Raw genomic sequence first — 14,334 nt, forward strand, 5'->3', positions numbered from 1 at the left:
AACATTTGCATCTTTGTATAGAAGAATATTGCGTTTGTTTCATGATGAAGATCGACGTATCGTCACCGGTTCCATCCGTTCCGCCGGCCGCCGTGCACGGCGGATCGCGAGGCGCCGCCATCGCGCGGCCGTTTGCCAACCCTCCGGGAGATCACGTTGTCGAGCCGAATCGTCATGGCGCTCTTGCTGGCGCTTGCCGCGCAGCCGGGCATTGCCAAAGACACCGTCACACTGCGCGTCGGTGAACAGAACTACTTCAACATCCAGGCGTCGATGGAGGCGTCCGGCGTGCTGAAGGACCTGCCTTACACGATCGAGTGGAAGCATTTCCAGGCCGCCGCGCCCGTTGCCGAATCGCTGAACGGCAATGCGATCGACGTCGGCTTTCTCGGCGATTCCGCGCTGCTGACGCTGGCCGCGCGCGGCGCGCCGGTGAAGGTCGTCGCGGTGTCGAGGCAGAGCCTCGACGGCGTCGCGATTCTCGTACCGAAGAACTCGCCGGTGCGCACCGTGGCCGATCTGCAAGGCAAGACCATCGCCGTGTGGCGCGGTGCGTGGAGCCAGCAGCTCGTGCTGCGCGCGCTCGAACACGCGGGCTTGCGCGCGGATTCGGTCAAGTATGCGTACCTGATGCCGATCGATGCGACCAACGCTTTCGCGAACGGCTCGGTCGACGCCGTGTCGCTGTGGGAGCCGTTCGTCAGCACGCTCGCGTTGCGACAGGGTGCGCGGCCCGTGACGACCGCGCAGGGGCTGATGCCGGCGCTGAGCTTCGTTGCTGCGAACGAGCAGGCCGCCTCCGGCAAGCGCGCCGAGATCACCGATTTCCTGCGACGCGTCGTGGCCGCGCGCCAGTGGGTCGACAGCCACCCGCGCGAGTATGCGGACCTGTGGGCGAAGCGCGCGAAGCTCGAGCCCGACGTTGCGTACCGCTGGCTCGACAACGCGAAGCAGCGCGTCGGCCCGGTCGACGAGACAGCCGCGAGGGACGCGCAGAACACGGCCGACTTCCTGCACAAGGCCGGCGTGATTCCGGCCGCGTACGACACGTCGAAGCTGCTCGACCGCTCGTATGCGGGCGCGTTTGTGGCGCCTGCGCAGAAAGCGGCCGCCGCGCAGTAAGCGGACCATCCCGGCCACGATTTCCGATCGAGAACCACGAGAACCACGAGAACCACGAGAACCACGAGAACCACGAGAACCACGAGAACCACGAGAACCACGAGAACCACGAGAACCACGAGAACCACGAGAACCACGAGAACCACGAGAACCACGAGGACACCCCGACATGCCAGTCGACATCATCGGCATGATCACCGCGACGCCCGGCGCGGAGGTCGACGTACCGGGCGGCGCCGCCGTCCAGCCCGACTACGTGCGCCGTTTCGCGCAGGCGCACGAGGCCGCCGGCTTCGACCAGATCCTGGTCGGTCATTTCAGCAACGCGGCGGACGGTTTCATCGTCGCGTCGTTCGCGGCTGCCGCGACCGAGCGCATCCGCATCCTGCTCGCGCATCGGCCGGGCGTGATCGTGCCGTCGGCCGCCGCGCGGCAGGTCGCGACGCTCGACGTATTCAGCGGCGGCCGGCTCGCGTTGAACATCGTGTCGGGCGGCGACGATACGGACCTGCAGCGCGACGGCGATTTCGTGCCGCACGATGCGCGCTACCGCCGCACCGGCGAATATCTCGACGTGCTGAAGCGGATCTGGCAGGCCGACGCACCGGTCGACCACGACGGCGCGTTCTACCGGCTGCGCGGCGCGTCGCCGCTCGTGAAGGGTGTGCAGCGGCCGCACGTGCCGATCTATTTCGGCGGGTCGTCGCCGGCCGCGCTGGCGGTCGCGGGCGAGCATGCCGATGTCTACATGACGTGGGGCGAGCCGCTCGCGTCGGTGCGCGAGCAGATCGCACGCGTGCGTGAGGCCGCCGCACCATTCGGGCGTGCGCCGCGCATCAGCGTGTCGTTCCGGCCGATCGTCGCCGACACCGAGGCTGCCGCATGGGAGAAGGCCGAGGCGATCCGCGCGCGCGTGCGCGCGGCACGGCTCGCGAACGGCCAGCCGATCGCCGGCCATGCGCCGCAGAATGCGGGTTCGCAACGGCTGATGGCGGCCGCCGCGCAGGGCGACGTGCTCGACGAGCGGCTGTGGATGGGCGTCGCGAACCTGACCGGCGCGCGCTGGAATTCGACCGCGCTGGTCGGCACGCCGGAACAGGTTGCGCGGGCGCTCGGCGCGTATTACCGGTTGGGCGTGTCGACGTTCCTGATTCGCGGGTTCGATCCGCTGGACGATGCGCTCGATTACGGGCGTGACCTGATTCCGGCGATTCATGCGCAGGTCGCGGAGCTTGACCGGTCGCGCGCGGCGGTGAGGGCGTAGGCTCGGCACTCCACCCAACGGCGTTGTGTCGCGCGCCCCGGCATGGCCGACATGGAATGCCGGGGCGATGTCGTGTCGGGCATCGTCCTGTCAACGCGCTCAGAACGACGGCAACCCCGGCGGATTGGTTTCGGCGCGCGCGATCGCCTCGCTCTGCAAGCCCCAGCGCGCGAGCGCCTGCCCATAGCGGCCACTCGCGATCAGCGCGTTCGTCGCCAGCGTCAGCGCGGGCGCGAGCCCGCTGCCGCGCCGCGTCGCGATCGCCACGTCGGCATGGGCCGGCCAGCCCGCATTGACGACGCCGACGCGGCGGATCTTGCCCGTGCGCGCGGCCTCGTACGCGAGCGACGCGTTCGGGTTCAGCTCCGCATCGGCGCGGCCCGACAGCAGCGCGACGCGCGCGGTCGCATCGTCGTCGAAATAGAGCAGATCGGCCGGCTTCAACCCCTGCGCCACGTTGCGTTTGTTCCATTCGAGCAGGATGCGCTCCTGGCTCGTCCCCGCGCCGGTGATGATGCGCAGGCCGGCGATATCCTTCGGCTCGGCGAGCTTCGCGATCGGGCTGCCGGTGCGTACATAGAAGCCGTGCAGCCCGAGCCGGTAGGTCGTGAAATCGTATTTCTCCTTGCGCTTCTCGGTCACGCCGACGTTCGAGATCACCGCGTCGTACTTGCCGGACGTCAGCCCGAGCGGCCAGTCGGCCCACGCGATCGGCAGCAGCACGAGCGTGCGGCCGAGCGTGTCCGCGACGAGCTGCGCATAGTCGGGATCGGCGCCGACCACGGTGCGCGCGTCGGTCGCATAGGTCGACACGGGCGGCGCGTGCGGTGAAATCGCGACCGTGAACGCGCCGTCGCGGACCCAGCGGTAGCCGGCCGCCGCGCGGATCGCCGCATCGTCGGGTGGCGCGCGCAGGCGGCCGGCCTGGCGCGGGTCGAGGTCGGCCGTGGCGGCGGCCGCGTCCGCCGTGTGCCACGGCAAGCCCGCCGCCGCGACCAGCGCGGCGGTCATGAACCGGCGTCGGTCGGTCATCGTGCGGCACCTCGCGGGTCGGGAGCGGTGCGCATCACAGCACCCTCGACAGGAACGCACGCGTACGCGGATGCGACGGCGCGTCGAGCACGACGGCCGGCGGCCCGGCTTCGACGATGCGCCCGCGCTCCATGAACAGCACGTTGTCCGCGACTTCGCGCGCGAAGCCGATCTCGTGCGTGACGATCACGAGCGTCGTGCCGGAACGAGCGAGTTCCTTGATCACGTCGAGCACCTCGTTGACGAGCTCGGGATCGAGCGCCGACGTCGGCTCGTCGAACAGCAGCACCTTCGGGCGCAGCGCGAGCGCCCGCGCGATCGCGACGCGCTGTTGCTGGCCGCCCGACAACTGGCGCGGGTACGCATCGGCTTTATCCGCGAGACCGACACGCGCGAGCAGCGTGCGGGCGATGCGCTCGGCGGCGTCGCGCGTGACGCCGCCCACGACGACCGGCGCCTCGACCAGGTTTTCGAGCACTGTCAGGTGCGGGAACAGGTTGAAGTTCTGGAACACCATCCCGACAGCCGTGCGCCGCATCAGCACGTCGCGTTCCTTCAGCTCGTAGAGCACGTCGCCGTCGCGGCGATAGCCGATCAGCTCGCCGTCGATGTCGATGAAGCCGTCGTCGACGCGTTCGAGATGGTTGATCGTGCGCAGCAGCGTCGACTTGCCCGAGCCCGACGGCCCGACGATCACGGTTACGCTGCCTCGCGGGGCGACGAACGACACGTTGTCGAGCACGCGCTGCATGCCGAACTGCTTCGAGACGCCATGCACGGCCACTTCGCCGCCGGCGCGCGGCGCGACGGTGGTCGCGGTGTCGTGATCGCCTTGAGCCTGTGCGATCGATGCCGCGTGACGGGACGTGACACGCCGCCACAGCACGCCGAGGCGCGCGAGTGCGAACGTGAGGACGGACGGCGGCGGGTTGCGCAGCGCGCCGCGCGCATAGTGCCGCTCGACCTGCACCTGGATGGCCGACAGCACGGTCAGGATGATCAGGTACCAGACGGTGGCGACCATCAGCAGCGGAATCACTTCGAGATTGCGGCGATAGATCACCTGCACCGTATAGAACAGCTCCGGCATCGCGAGCACGTAGACCATCGACGTGCCTTTCGCGAGCATGATCAGATCGTTGAACGCGGTCGGCAGGATCGCGCGCATCGCCTGCGGCAGCACGATCCGCGTGGTCTGGCGGCCGCGCGGCAGCCCGAGCGCGGCGGCCGCTTCGAGCTGCCCCTGGTCGACCGCGAGAATGCCGCCCCGGATCACCTCCGCGGAAAACGCCGCGTGGTGCAGCGTGAGGCCGAGGACGGCGGCGAGGAACGGACTGATCAGGTCGGTCGTCGGCGTGTCGAACCACACGATGTCGGTGAACGGCACGCCGAGCCGCACATGCTCGTACAGGTAGCCGAGGTTGTTCAGGATCAGCAGCAGCACGATCAGCGGAATCGAGCGGAACAGCCACACGAAGGTCCATGCGCTCGCCGACAGCAGCCGCGAACGCGACAGCCGGGCCAGTGCGACGAACGCGCCGAGCACGAGGCCGAATACCGCGCCGAGCAGTGTCAGCACCAGCGTGCGCGCGAGCCCCGACAGCACCGGCGGCGACAGGAACCATTCGGCGAACACCGGCCAGCCCCATTGCGGGTTGCCGAGGATCGAATGCAGGACGATCGCGATCAGCGCGACGGCGAGCACGGAGCCGGCCGTGCGCGACCGGTGGCGCGCGGGCACGATCCGGAAACGCGTGCCGGCGTCGCGCGCGCCGGGGGAAGAGAGCGGCGGCAGCGCGCCGCCGAGGTGGGTCGTGTCGCTCATGTCGGTGGAGATCCTCGAATCGGTCGGGCGGGCGCGCCGCGCACGGGCGGCGCGGCAGCGGGCGTCAGGCGTGCGCTTCGGCCGCCGTTTCGCGCGACACATCAGGCGCCGCGTGGCGACTGGCCTTGCGCGGCAGCCCGAGGTGGTCGCGCAGCGTTGCACCGGGCAGGTCGCGGCTGTAGCGGCCGCGCGCCTCGAGCGCCGGAATCACGAGTTCGACGAAATCCTCGACGCCCTGCGCCTGCACCGCGAAGCCGAGGATGAAGCCGTCGCCCGCGCCCGCGTCGTGCCAGCGGATCAGCTCGTCGGCGACATGCTCGGCCGTGCCGATGAAGTTCGGGCGCGGCGTGGCGACCGCGAGCGCCGTCTCGCGCAGCGACTGGCCTTTGCGCTTCGCGTCGGCCTTGATCCGGTCGGTGGTCGAGCGGAAGCTGTTGCGGCCGAGCTCGCCGAGTTCCGGGAAGGGCGCATCGAGCGCGTACTGCGTGAAATCGTGGTGATCGAAATAGCGGCCCAGGTACGCGAGCGCCTCGTCGATCGTCAGCAGGTTGCGGATCGCCTGGTATTTGTCCTCGGCCTCGGCCGCCGTGCGGCCGACGATGGGCCCGATGCCGGGGAAGATCTTCACGTCGCTGCCTTGCCGGCCGTGCTCGATCGCGCTCTGCTTCACGCGCCGCGTGAACGCGGCCGTTTCGTCGAGCGACGGCGAATGCGTGAACACGGCATCCGCATACTTGCCCGCGAGCCCGATGCCGGTGTCGGACGAACCGGCCTGGAAGATCACCGGCTGCCCCTGCGGCGAGCGCTGGATGTTGAGCGGGCCCGCAACCTGGAAGAAGCGGCCGTGGTGATCGAGCGTGTGGAGCTTGTCGCGGTCGAAGAAGCGGCCGCTCGCGCGGTCGCGCACGAATGCGTCGTCGTCCCAGCTGTCCCACAGGCCCTGCACGACGGCGAGGTATTCGTCGGCGATCTCGTAGCGCAGCTCGTGATCGGGATGCGCCTTGCCGAAATTCTTCGCGGTGCCTTCGAGCGGCGTCGTCACGACGTTCCAGCCCGCGCGCCCGCCGCTGATCGCATCGAGCGACGCGAGCTGGCGCGCGACCGTGAACGGCTCGCTGTACGACGTCGAGATCGTGCCCGCGAGCCCGATCTTCTTCGTCGCGACCGCGAGCGCCGACAGCACGGTCAGCGGCTCGAAGCGGTTCAGGAAGTGCGGGATCGACTTCTCGTTGATGTAGAGGCCGTCCGCGACGAACGCGAACGCGATGCCGGCGGCTTCCGCCTGGCGCGCGATGCCGATCGCGAAATCGAGGTTGATGCTCGCGTCCGGCGGGTTGCTCGGGTGCCGCCATGCGTTCATGTGGCTGCCTGCGCCTTGCAGCATCAGGCCGAAGGGGATCGATCGTCGGGTCGTCATGGGAGCGTCACGCGTCCTGGTCAGGGGAAAGGGAGCGGCCGGCCGCGAGGGCCGCCTGCAACGGCGTGGCCGACAGCGCGCCGCCGAGCCATTCGGCCGATGCGAGCCGCGCCGCGTAGTCGGTCACCGGCGAGTCGATCACGAACGCGTCGACGTCGAGCCGCCGGCTCAGCGCATCGAGCGCGCGGTGGATGCGCTCGGGCGTATCGGCCAGCACCGTCGGGCGCAGCTCGTCGATCCGGTAGTCGGACGCGCCGCTCTGTCGCGCGAATTCGGCGGCCGCCTGCGCGCTGGCGAGATTGAAGCTCTGGCCGCCCGCGAACTGCAGCTTGAAGATCTTCAGCGGCCCGATCAGCTGCTCGGCCTCGTCGCGCGTCGGCGCGGCCACCGCGTACAGCGCGACGAGCGGTTTCGTGCCGCCCGCGCTGCGGTACGCGTCCAGCGAGCGTTCGAGGTTCGCGTCGTCGCCGTTGAAATGCCCGGCGTAGCAGAAGCGCCAGCCGTTGCGCGCGGCGAGCGCGCCGCTGTCCGGCGAGCCGCCGAGCAGGATGCGTTCGGGCGGCTGCGGCGGCACCGGCATCGCGACCGCGCCGGCGAGCGGGTGATCCTCGGCGACGCCCCAGCCGAGAAACGCGTCGAGCTCCTCGAGCTGGCCCGCGAAGTCCGGCTTGCGCGCCTTGTCGTGGAACCACTGCAGCGCGCGGGTGGTCAGCGGCAACCCGCCGGGCGCCTTGCCGACGCCGAGATCGACGCGGCCCGGCGCGAGCGCGGCCAGCACCTTGAAGGTTTCGGCGACCTTGAACGGGCTGTAGTGCTGCAGCATCACGCCGCCCGAGCCGACGCGGATGCGCGACGTGTGCGCGAGCAGGTGCGCGACGACGATCTCCGGCGCCGAGCTTGCGAAAGCCGGCGTGCCGTGATGCTCGGCGACCCAGAAGCGCGCGTAGCCGAGCTGCTCGGCGCGTTGCGCGAGCGTCGTGGTGAAGCGCAGCGCGTCGGCGGCGTTCGCGCCGTCGGCGATCGGACTCTTGTCCAGCAACGAAAGCGAATAAGACATGGTGGGCGACGTTCCTGCGTGAGCGTGGAGGGGGCGTGAATCGACGGTAGGCGGGCGCGGCGCTCAGCTCTTCGGCAGCCCCGGCGGATTCGTGCGCGACTGGTCGATCGCTTCGGACGCGAGGTTCCAGCGGTCGAGCACCTGCTGGTAGCGGCCGTTCTTGATCAGCCCGTTCAGTGCGATGGTGAGCGGATCGGCGAGACCGCTGCCGCGGCGCGTCGCGATCGCGATGTCGGCCGTGCGCGGCCAGCCCCCGCTGATCGCGCCGACGAGGCGCGTCTTGCCTTGCTGCGCGCTCTGGTACGCGAGCACCGAGTTCACGCTGAACACGGCATCGGCGCGGCCCGACTGCACGGCGACGATGCGCATCGCCTGGTCGTCGTAATACTGGATCTGCACGGGTTTCAGCCCGTGCGCGACGTTCTCGCGATCCCAGGCGAGCAGGATCTTTTCCTGGTTGGTGCCGGCGTCGGTCACGACACGCAGCCCCGCGACGTCCTTCGGCTCGCGGATCGCCTGGATCTTGCTGTCGTTGCGCACGTAGAAGCCGACCAGGTCGTGGCGGTACGACGAGAAATCGAACTTCTGCTTGCGCTCCTCGGTGACGGTGACGTTCGAGATCACCGCGTCGACTTTCCCCGATTCGAGCGCGAGCGGCCAGTCGGCCCACGCGAGCGCAACGATCTTCAGCTTGCGGCCGAGGCTGTCGGACACGAGCTGGCCGACATCGGCGTCGAAGCCGATCACCGTGCGTGCATCGGTCGCATACGAGCTGATCGGCGGCAGGCTCGGCGCGATGCCGATCGTCAGCGTGCCGGGCTCGGCGAACTTGAACGACGCGGGCACTGCGCGCTCGACGGCCGGATCGGCCGCGCCGCGCGGGCGGCCGCGCTGTTCGGGGCTCAGGTCGAACGTTGCGGCGGCCGCGGCTGCGGCGAACACGGTCAGGCCGATCAGCGCGGTGGCGAGCGTGCGCGCGGCACGGGAAGAAAGCGGTACGGCTCGTTGCATGAAAGCGTCCTGTGGTGGCAAGCGGAGATCGGAGGGAGGCAGGGGGCGGCCGCGCTCAGCGCGACAGCACCGGTTCGGGCACGGGCGCCCACAGGTCGGCCAGCGTCGACGTGCGCGACGGATCGGCGAGATCCTTGCCGAACCGCAAGTGCTCATACGCCTCGGGCGCGATCGACGAATCGAACAGCCGCGTATAGCCGGTGCGGTCGTACAGCGCCCATGCTTCGGGCTGGCGAAAACCGGTGGTCAGGTAGACGCGGCGATAGCCTTGCTGCGCGGCGCGTAGCTCGAGCGCCTCGACGATGAGGCGGGCGAGGCCCTGGCGGCGCAGGTCCGAGCGGGTCCAGATGCGTTTGAGCTCGGCGGTCTGCGCGTCGTAACGCTTGAACGCGCCGCCGCCGATCGTTTCGCCGTCGCGCAGCAGCAGCACGAAGGCGCCTTCGGGTGGGGCGAACCGTTCGGCCGGGTAGCGTGCGAGCTCGTCGCGTGCGGACGCGCGGCTGTCGGGGCGATACGCGTGGTAGCGGGTCGAATATTCGTCGATCAGCGCGTCGATCAGCGGCTGCGCGCGGACGTCGAGCGGCGTCGTGTCGATGAGGCGGTCGGTCGTGGCCATGGGCATCGCGAAGGGCGCGCGATGCGGACGTTCCTGGCGGGGTGCGGGCACGCGGCCCGTCCGGTCTGTTCCGTTATCGCGGCGCGGTTGTCGTGATGGCGGCGGCCGGTGTGCATCCTGCGATGCATGTGGCGGGCCGCCGCCGTTTTGAACACGTTAGCGGCGCGGCCGGCAAAGGCGAACGAAGCAATTTCGATAAGGATTTCGCGGCGGATGTCAGAAGGCTTGCAGCGGGAGCGGGGTGGGGCGGAACGCGCACGCGTCGAAGGCTGTGCTGCACGCATGCGCACTGCTGAATGACGCGAGCCTACGCGGCCCGCACTTCGGCGAGCAGATCCGGATGACGATCCAGTATCCTGAGCAGCTTCACGAGGGCGAGCGGCGGGTTCGTCTTGCCGGTTTCGTAGCGGGAGAACGCGTTGACACCGCCACCGAATATCTCGGCCGCCTCGCGCTGATCCAGCATCAGCTTCTTGCGTACCTTCGCAATGTACTTCGGGTCGACGATGGTCGCATTCACCTGTTTGTTGAATTCGGTTATCGCGTCGCCGAGACGGGTCGCCTCGTCGAGGTCGAGAACCGACTCTCCGCAGGCCGGGCAGAAATCACCGGTGATATCGCGGACGACCGTCGATCGACCCTTGTACGTATAGGGAATGTCTCGTGTATCGCGGACCAGCTTGGCGGCACCGCAGGCAGGGCATTTCATTTTCACCGCTCCTTGAAAGACACGACCAGGACGTCGTCGACCACAGTCAGCTTCAGATACACGTCGCCACGCACGGTACGAGGCTGATATACGATCTTGCCAGATCGTATGGTCGGCATATGTCGTCATGCTCTTGTAGAAATCGTCGGCGGTCAGCGACATGACGATACCGACCGCCTGCCTTTCCGTAAAACCGAGTTGCTGGGCGCCCGATACCGCACTCGCGGTCAAACGCACGTTGCCGTTCTCGATGAGTGTTCTGACTCGAGACAGCTCGCAGTGAGGTGTTCTCTTTTCCGTCTGCGATCATAACCAAAAAGGTTAATTTGTCAAGTTGGTTAATGGTGCACGCGTGCCGTCCGCCATGAATGGCAGACAGCACGGGAAAGAGATGAATCCGGAATTGGCCTATTGGCCGATGGTCGGCGCCGCGGACGGTTCGGCCAGCTGAAACAGGCAATCGCCGCGCCGCACCTGCGCGGGCACGCGCTTGCACACCACTTCGCCGTCGCCCTTGAACCGGTGCAGCACCGGCTCGCGCAGCGGCGTATCGGGGAAATGCACCCACGCGGCCGGCTGCCCGGCCTTCACCTGGTCGCCGAGTTCGACGAGCGGCTCGTACAGCCCGCGCTCGTACGCGTAGACGAAGTGGCGGTCGCCATCGACACGCATGAAGCGCGTGACGGTCGGCGGCGCGTCGGGCACGAGCGCGCCGCGCAGCAGCCCGATATAGCCGAGGTAGTGCAGCAACCCGTGGCGGCCCATCTGGATCAGCGACGGATCGGCCATGCCCGCGCCGCCGAGTTCGGTCACGATCGAGATCGCGCCCTGCCGGCGCGCGGCCGACGCCGAATGGACAGGATTCGGCGCGTGCAGCAGCGCGTTCTGCAACCCGAACGCGACCAGCAGCCCGTTGAGCTTCGCGGCTTCGTCGGCGTCGAGCGGATCGATCGCGAGCATGTTGCCGCCCTGGTACAGCAGCGAGCTGCCGCCCGAATGCAGGTCGACCAGATACTGCGCGCGCGACAGCAGCGCATGCTCGATGTAGTGGGCGATCATCTGCGTCGGCGTCCCGGTCGGGTCGCCGGGGAAACTGCGGTTCAGGTTGCCTTCGTCGAGCGGCGACACGCGCAGGCCTGCATCCGCCGCGGGGAAATTCGCCATCGGCAGCAGGATCAACTGCCCGCTGACCATCTCGGGCTCGATCTCGCGCATCAGTTGCGACACGATGATCTGGCCTTCGTACTCGTCGCCGTGATTACCGGCCATCACGAGCGCGACCGGGCCGTCGCCGTTGCGGATCGACGCGATCGGAATCGGCAGCCAGCCGTACGCCGAGCGGTGCACGGAATGCGGCAGCCGCAGGTAGCCTGCGTGCTTGCCTTGCGCGTCGAGATCGATTTCGCAGTGGATGGGATTGCGGTGTGAGGAAGAGGCGGTCATGGCGGCATCGTTCGAGGAACGGAATCTGCCATCTTATCGGGAAACGACTGCTGCGCGCCGCGCCGGGTGGGTCAACGCCGAACGCCGAACGCCGTCAACCGGCAAGCGCATCGATGCGTACCCGCGAGTTGCAAATCCGATGCGCGAAACCCCGTGCGATGTTGCAACGATGAACGGCATGCCGGTCGGCCGGCCGCATGCGGGCCTGATGTTTCGCGCCGGCCCTTTGCCGCGACAGGGCCGGCGCGTGCGGGCGGCTTAGCGGCCCGATGTTTCAGCTTCGAGACGTCCTTCTTCCCATAGTGCCCAGAGACGGCTGCCGGCGCGATACGGATTCGCGCGGCGTGCGCCGTGATCGGCGACGCCCTGGCGAAATGCGCCGTACAGCGTCAGCGGCGGATTGTCGACGCATCGGGCTTCGCGTACGGCCGGCATGCGGCGCTCCGAGACGAGCCGGCGGATCAGCGATGCGCCGTCGATCACGTCCAGTTCGTCGATGGTTTCGCTTCGGCTGAGGACTTCGACGGTATTCATGTTGGGTCTCCCTGAAACCTGTTTTCCTGACAGGGAGCAATAAGAGTGCCAGGTCGGAAAAGCCTGGGACGGCGTCGATCGTGCCGCCTTCTGCGGCCAACGTGACCGGTGGCGAGCGGCGATGTTACGGAACACGTCACGTGACACGCGAACGTGCGACGCCACGTGCGGCGATGCAAAGCGTTTCGGAATTGAATCGTCGGGAGGAGGCGGAGGCGAGTGAAAGCGGGAGATGCGGCCGGCGCGCGCAGGCAGGTCAGCTCGCGGTCACGGGCGTGACCCGGCTGCTGCCGCTCGAATAGAAGCGGTAGATGCCCTTGCCGGCCGACTTCGCGTCGTACAGCGCGCTGTCGGCCTGCCGGATCAGCTCGTCGGGAGAGCCGTGCCCGTCGTCGAGCGCGATGCCGATGCTGATCCCGAGGCTCACCGTCTCGCCGATCGACAGCGTGTACGGCGCCGAGATCTGCCGGATGATGCGGGCGGCGAGAAGCGAGCAAGCGTGCATCGTCGTGTCGTCGATCGCGACGACGAATTCGTCGCCGCCGATTCGCGCGGCCAGCTCGCCGGGCGGCAGCGTCTTGCCGAGCCGCGCGGCGACCTGCGTCAGCACGTCGTCGCCGGCCTGGTGGCCGAACCGGTCGTTGATCGCCTTGAAGCCGTCGAGGTCGAGATACATGACGGCGAGCGAGGGGCCCGGCACGCGCGGCCGGTGCGCGAGCATTCGCTTGAGCCGGGCATGCAGTTCGTGGCGGTTCGGCAAACCCGTCAGCGCGTCGTGCCGGGCGAGATGCCGGATGTGCTGCTCGGTCAGGCGGCGCGTGGTGACGTCCTCGACGATGATCACCGCGTTGCCGTCCGGCACGCGGTGGCGCGTCAGTTCGAGCTGTCGGCCGTCGGCGAGCACGATATCGAACGGCTCCGGTTCGTCGCGGGTCAGCCAGACATCGCACTGTGCGGCGAGACCGGCGCCGCCGGGATCGCACATGGCGTTCGTGCCGAGCGCGGCGACGACGTCGGCCAGCGGCGTATCGAGCATGATCTCGCGCGGCGAGCCGAACAGCTGCGCGGTGCGGCGGTTCGCGACGATCACGCGCGTCTCGCTGTCGATCATGCACAGGCCGTGCGGCATGTAGGTGAGGGCAGCATCGAAATGTGCGACGAGTTCGGCGTTGCGCTGGCGCGCGGCGATCAGCGCGACGAGCACGCGGTAATGGCGCTGGACGACCGTACGCATGGCCGCGAGATAGATCGCGAGCGGCGGCAGCAGCAGCCACGCGCCCGGCCGGTCCGCCAGCACGGCACCGAGGCCGATCGGCAGCACGCCGAGGGTGACCTGCGTCATCGCGAGCCGCGGCAGCGCCGAATTGCGCGATGCGATCCCGCCGAATACGCCGCCCGCGACCATCACCGACAGCGTGCCGAGCTCGACGTCGACGGCGTCCACGCAGCCCATCACGCCGAGGCCGAGCACGTAGCACGCGGCGAGCGACACGGGCGCATAGCGCCTCGCCCAGTATTCGGCACGATCGTCGCCGGCGTCGCGGCGCACGGTGTAGGCGCGCACGATCGCGAGCCGGGCGGCGAGCAGGCCGATGTCGACGATCAGCCAGACGAGACACCAGAGTTGCTGCAGCCGGATCAGCGCGACGGCCGCGACGAAGCCGCTCGCGAGCCCGGACATCGCCATCGGGCGGATATCCTCGAACAGCGTGACCAGCATCGACGGGCGCAACGCCGCCGTGACACGGTGGTTGCCGGAGGAAGGAGTGGCGAGAACGGAGTGCAGGAGAGATGTCCTGACTGCCATGGTTTTTGACCTCGACACGATGTCGCGATGGCCGGCGGCGCCCGCACGGCACGTAGCGGAAGCGCCGGCAAGCCGGATACGCGCGACATTACCATGAAACACGGGCCGCGCGGGGTGCCCGGGAGCATGGCAGGAGCAGCTCATCGACACGGGACAGCACCCGGCCGCTGGTCGTCAACCGCGCCTGCGAAATTGTTGCGCATTCGAAGGGGCGGACGCAGGATCGTTGCGAATGGAACGATGTACGGTGGCCGACCGGAGACCGGCCGCGATGCGTGGCGCGCTTGCCCGTCGGCAGATGTCGATGCCGGCCGAAGCCGGTGCGACCGGAGGCAAATGCGCGCAAATCGCCGACGCATTGCGCGCCGCGACCGTCCGCCGCAGCCCGTATGAATCCCGTTATAAGAAATTCAATAAGTATTTCATGCGGGAAATACTATAGGCGATATATCGAAAACAATGCCAGAATGCGCGCCGCTCCGAACGTCGCGACACCC

14 protein-coding genes and 1 pseudogene are annotated in these 14,334 nt (G+C 68.5%); 4 read left to right on the forward strand and 11 right to left on the reverse strand.

Annotated elements, in window-relative coordinates:
* The first annotated feature begins 174 nt into the window (after positions 1–174).
* Positions 175–1,122 carry an ABC transporter substrate-binding protein gene (locus ACPTTC_RS25305; RefSeq protein WP_423394395.1) on the forward strand — a complete coding sequence of 316 codons (948 nt, stop codon included), beginning with the start codon at positions 175–177 and terminating at the stop codon, positions 1,120–1,122.
* Positions 1,123–1,291: 169 nt separating this feature from the next.
* Positions 1,292–2,386, forward strand: coding sequence for an LLM class flavin-dependent oxidoreductase (locus ACPTTC_RS25310; protein ID WP_423394396.1), 1,095 nt, complete (start codon positions 1,292–1,294; stop codon positions 2,384–2,386).
* A 99-nt stretch (positions 2,387–2,485) separates the two neighbouring features.
* Here the strand turns inward: ACPTTC_RS25310 and ACPTTC_RS25315 are convergent, their stop codons facing one another.
* The 9 genes and pseudogenes from ACPTTC_RS25315 to ACPTTC_RS25355 all read right to left on the reverse strand — a co-directional run bounded on the left by ACPTTC_RS25315 (position 2,486) and on the right by ACPTTC_RS25355 (position 11,496).
* Entirely contained in the window at positions 2,486–3,418 is a 933-nt protein-coding gene (locus ACPTTC_RS25315; protein ID WP_423394397.1) for an ABC transporter substrate-binding protein, read from the reverse strand.
* Between the two features lie 34 nt (positions 3,419–3,452).
* Positions 3,453–5,243 carry an amino acid ABC transporter permease/ATP-binding protein gene (locus tag ACPTTC_RS25320; protein WP_423394398.1) on the reverse strand — a complete coding sequence of 597 codons (1,791 nt, stop codon included), beginning with the start codon at positions 5,241–5,243 and terminating at the stop codon, positions 3,453–3,455.
* Between the two features lie 64 nt (positions 5,244–5,307).
* Complete coding sequence (locus ACPTTC_RS25325) at positions 5,308–6,660, reverse strand: LLM class flavin-dependent oxidoreductase (RefSeq protein WP_423394399.1); 1,353 nt, start codon at positions 6,658–6,660, stop codon at positions 5,308–5,310.
* Positions 6,661–6,667: 7 nt separating this feature from the next.
* On the reverse strand, positions 6,668–7,717 hold the full coding sequence (locus tag ACPTTC_RS25330) for an LLM class flavin-dependent oxidoreductase (RefSeq protein WP_423394400.1): 1,050 nt from the start codon (positions 7,715–7,717) through the stop codon (positions 6,668–6,670).
* A gap of 63 nt (positions 7,718–7,780) precedes the next feature.
* On the reverse strand, positions 7,781–8,728 hold the full coding sequence (locus tag ACPTTC_RS25335) for an ABC transporter substrate-binding protein (RefSeq protein WP_423394401.1): 948 nt from the start codon (positions 8,726–8,728) through the stop codon (positions 7,781–7,783).
* A 55-nt stretch (positions 8,729–8,783) separates the two neighbouring features.
* A complete protein-coding gene (locus ACPTTC_RS25340) occupies positions 8,784–9,344 on the reverse strand; it encodes a GNAT family N-acetyltransferase (protein WP_423394402.1) in 561 nt (186 codons plus the stop codon).
* A 307-nt stretch (positions 9,345–9,651) separates the two neighbouring features.
* On the reverse strand, positions 9,652–10,053 hold the full coding sequence (locus ACPTTC_RS25345) for a type II toxin-antitoxin system MqsA family antitoxin (RefSeq protein WP_175953739.1): 402 nt from the start codon (positions 10,051–10,053) through the stop codon (positions 9,652–9,654).
* A 2-nt stretch (positions 10,054–10,055) separates the two neighbouring features.
* Positions 10,056–10,326 (reverse strand): annotated as a pseudogene (locus ACPTTC_RS25350) (type II toxin-antitoxin system MqsR family toxin).
* 135 nt (positions 10,327–10,461) lie between these two features.
* On the reverse strand, positions 10,462–11,496 hold the full coding sequence (locus tag ACPTTC_RS25355) for a succinylglutamate desuccinylase/aspartoacylase family protein (protein WP_423394403.1): 1,035 nt from the start codon (positions 11,494–11,496) through the stop codon (positions 10,462–10,464).
* Between ACPTTC_RS25355 and ACPTTC_RS25360 the strand changes: the two genes are divergently transcribed.
* Positions 11,495–11,758: a hypothetical protein gene (locus tag ACPTTC_RS25360; protein ID WP_423394404.1), complete on the forward strand. Its 264-nt coding sequence runs from the start codon at positions 11,495–11,497 to the stop codon at positions 11,756–11,758. The genes ACPTTC_RS25355 and ACPTTC_RS25360 overlap by 2 nt on opposite strands.
* Here the strand turns inward: ACPTTC_RS25360 and ACPTTC_RS25365 are convergent.
* Both ACPTTC_RS25365 and ACPTTC_RS25370 read right to left on the reverse strand, forming a co-directional pair.
* Positions 11,755–12,030: a hypothetical protein gene (locus tag ACPTTC_RS25365; RefSeq protein WP_423394405.1), complete on the reverse strand. Its 276-nt coding sequence runs from the start codon at positions 12,028–12,030 to the stop codon at positions 11,755–11,757. The two genes, ACPTTC_RS25360 and ACPTTC_RS25365, sit on opposite strands and share 4 nt — an antisense overlap.
* 256 nt (positions 12,031–12,286) lie before the next feature.
* Positions 12,287–13,837 carry a diguanylate cyclase domain-containing protein gene (locus ACPTTC_RS25370; protein ID WP_423394406.1) on the reverse strand — a complete coding sequence of 517 codons (1,551 nt, stop codon included), beginning with the start codon at positions 13,835–13,837 and terminating at the stop codon, positions 12,287–12,289.
* A gap of 271 nt (positions 13,838–14,108) precedes the next feature.
* Here ACPTTC_RS25370 and ACPTTC_RS25375 point away from each other — a divergent pair, with 271 nt between their 5' ends.
* Complete coding sequence (locus ACPTTC_RS25375) at positions 14,109–14,279, forward strand: hypothetical protein (RefSeq protein WP_423394407.1); 171 nt, start codon at positions 14,109–14,111, stop codon at positions 14,277–14,279.
* Positions 14,280–14,334: the final 55 nt, after the last annotated feature.

It is taken from the genome of Burkholderia mycopellens (genome assembly GCF_964265025.1).
Lineage (GTDB): Bacteria > Pseudomonadota > Gammaproteobacteria > Burkholderiales > Burkholderiaceae > Burkholderia.

Coding starts and splice junctions, on each gene's coding strand:
- ACPTTC_RS25305 (WP_423394395.1), top strand. CDS start 175: ATGGCGCTCTTGCTGGCGCTTGCCGCGCAGCCGGGCATTGCCAAAGAC.
- ACPTTC_RS25310 (WP_423394396.1), top strand. CDS start 1,292: ATGCCAGTCGACATCATCGGCATGATCACCGCGACGCCCGGCGCGGAG.
- ACPTTC_RS25315 (WP_423394397.1), bottom strand. CDS start 3,418: ATGACCGACCGACGCCGGTTCATGACCGCCGCGCTGGTCGCGGCGGCG.
- ACPTTC_RS25320 (WP_423394398.1), bottom strand. CDS start 5,243: ATGAGCGACACGACCCACCTCGGCGGCGCGCTGCCGCCGCTCTCTTCC.
- ACPTTC_RS25325 (WP_423394399.1), bottom strand. CDS start 6,660: ATGACGACCCGACGATCGATCCCCTTCGGCCTGATGCTGCAAGGCGCA.
- ACPTTC_RS25330 (WP_423394400.1), bottom strand. CDS start 7,717: ATGTCTTATTCGCTTTCGTTGCTGGACAAGAGTCCGATCGCCGACGGC.
- ACPTTC_RS25335 (WP_423394401.1), bottom strand. CDS start 8,728: ATGCAACGAGCCGTACCGCTTTCTTCCCGTGCCGCGCGCACGCTCGCC.
- ACPTTC_RS25340 (WP_423394402.1), bottom strand. CDS start 9,344: ATGGCCACGACCGACCGCCTCATCGACACGACGCCGCTCGACGTCCGC.
- ACPTTC_RS25345 (WP_175953739.1), bottom strand. CDS start 10,053: ATGAAATGCCCTGCCTGCGGTGCCGCCAAGCTGGTCCGCGATACACGA.
- ACPTTC_RS25360 (WP_423394404.1), top strand. CDS start 11,495: ATGGCGGCATCGTTCGAGGAACGGAATCTGCCATCTTATCGGGAAACG.
- ACPTTC_RS25355 (WP_423394403.1), bottom strand. CDS start 11,496: ATGACCGCCTCTTCCTCACACCGCAATCCCATCCACTGCGAAATCGAT.
- ACPTTC_RS25365 (WP_423394405.1), bottom strand. CDS start 12,030: ATGAATACCGTCGAAGTCCTCAGCCGAAGCGAAACCATCGACGAACTG.
- ACPTTC_RS25370 (WP_423394406.1), bottom strand. CDS start 13,837: ATGGCAGTCAGGACATCTCTCCTGCACTCCGTTCTCGCCACTCCTTCC.
- ACPTTC_RS25375 (WP_423394407.1), top strand. CDS start 14,109: ATGCGTGGCGCGCTTGCCCGTCGGCAGATGTCGATGCCGGCCGAAGCC.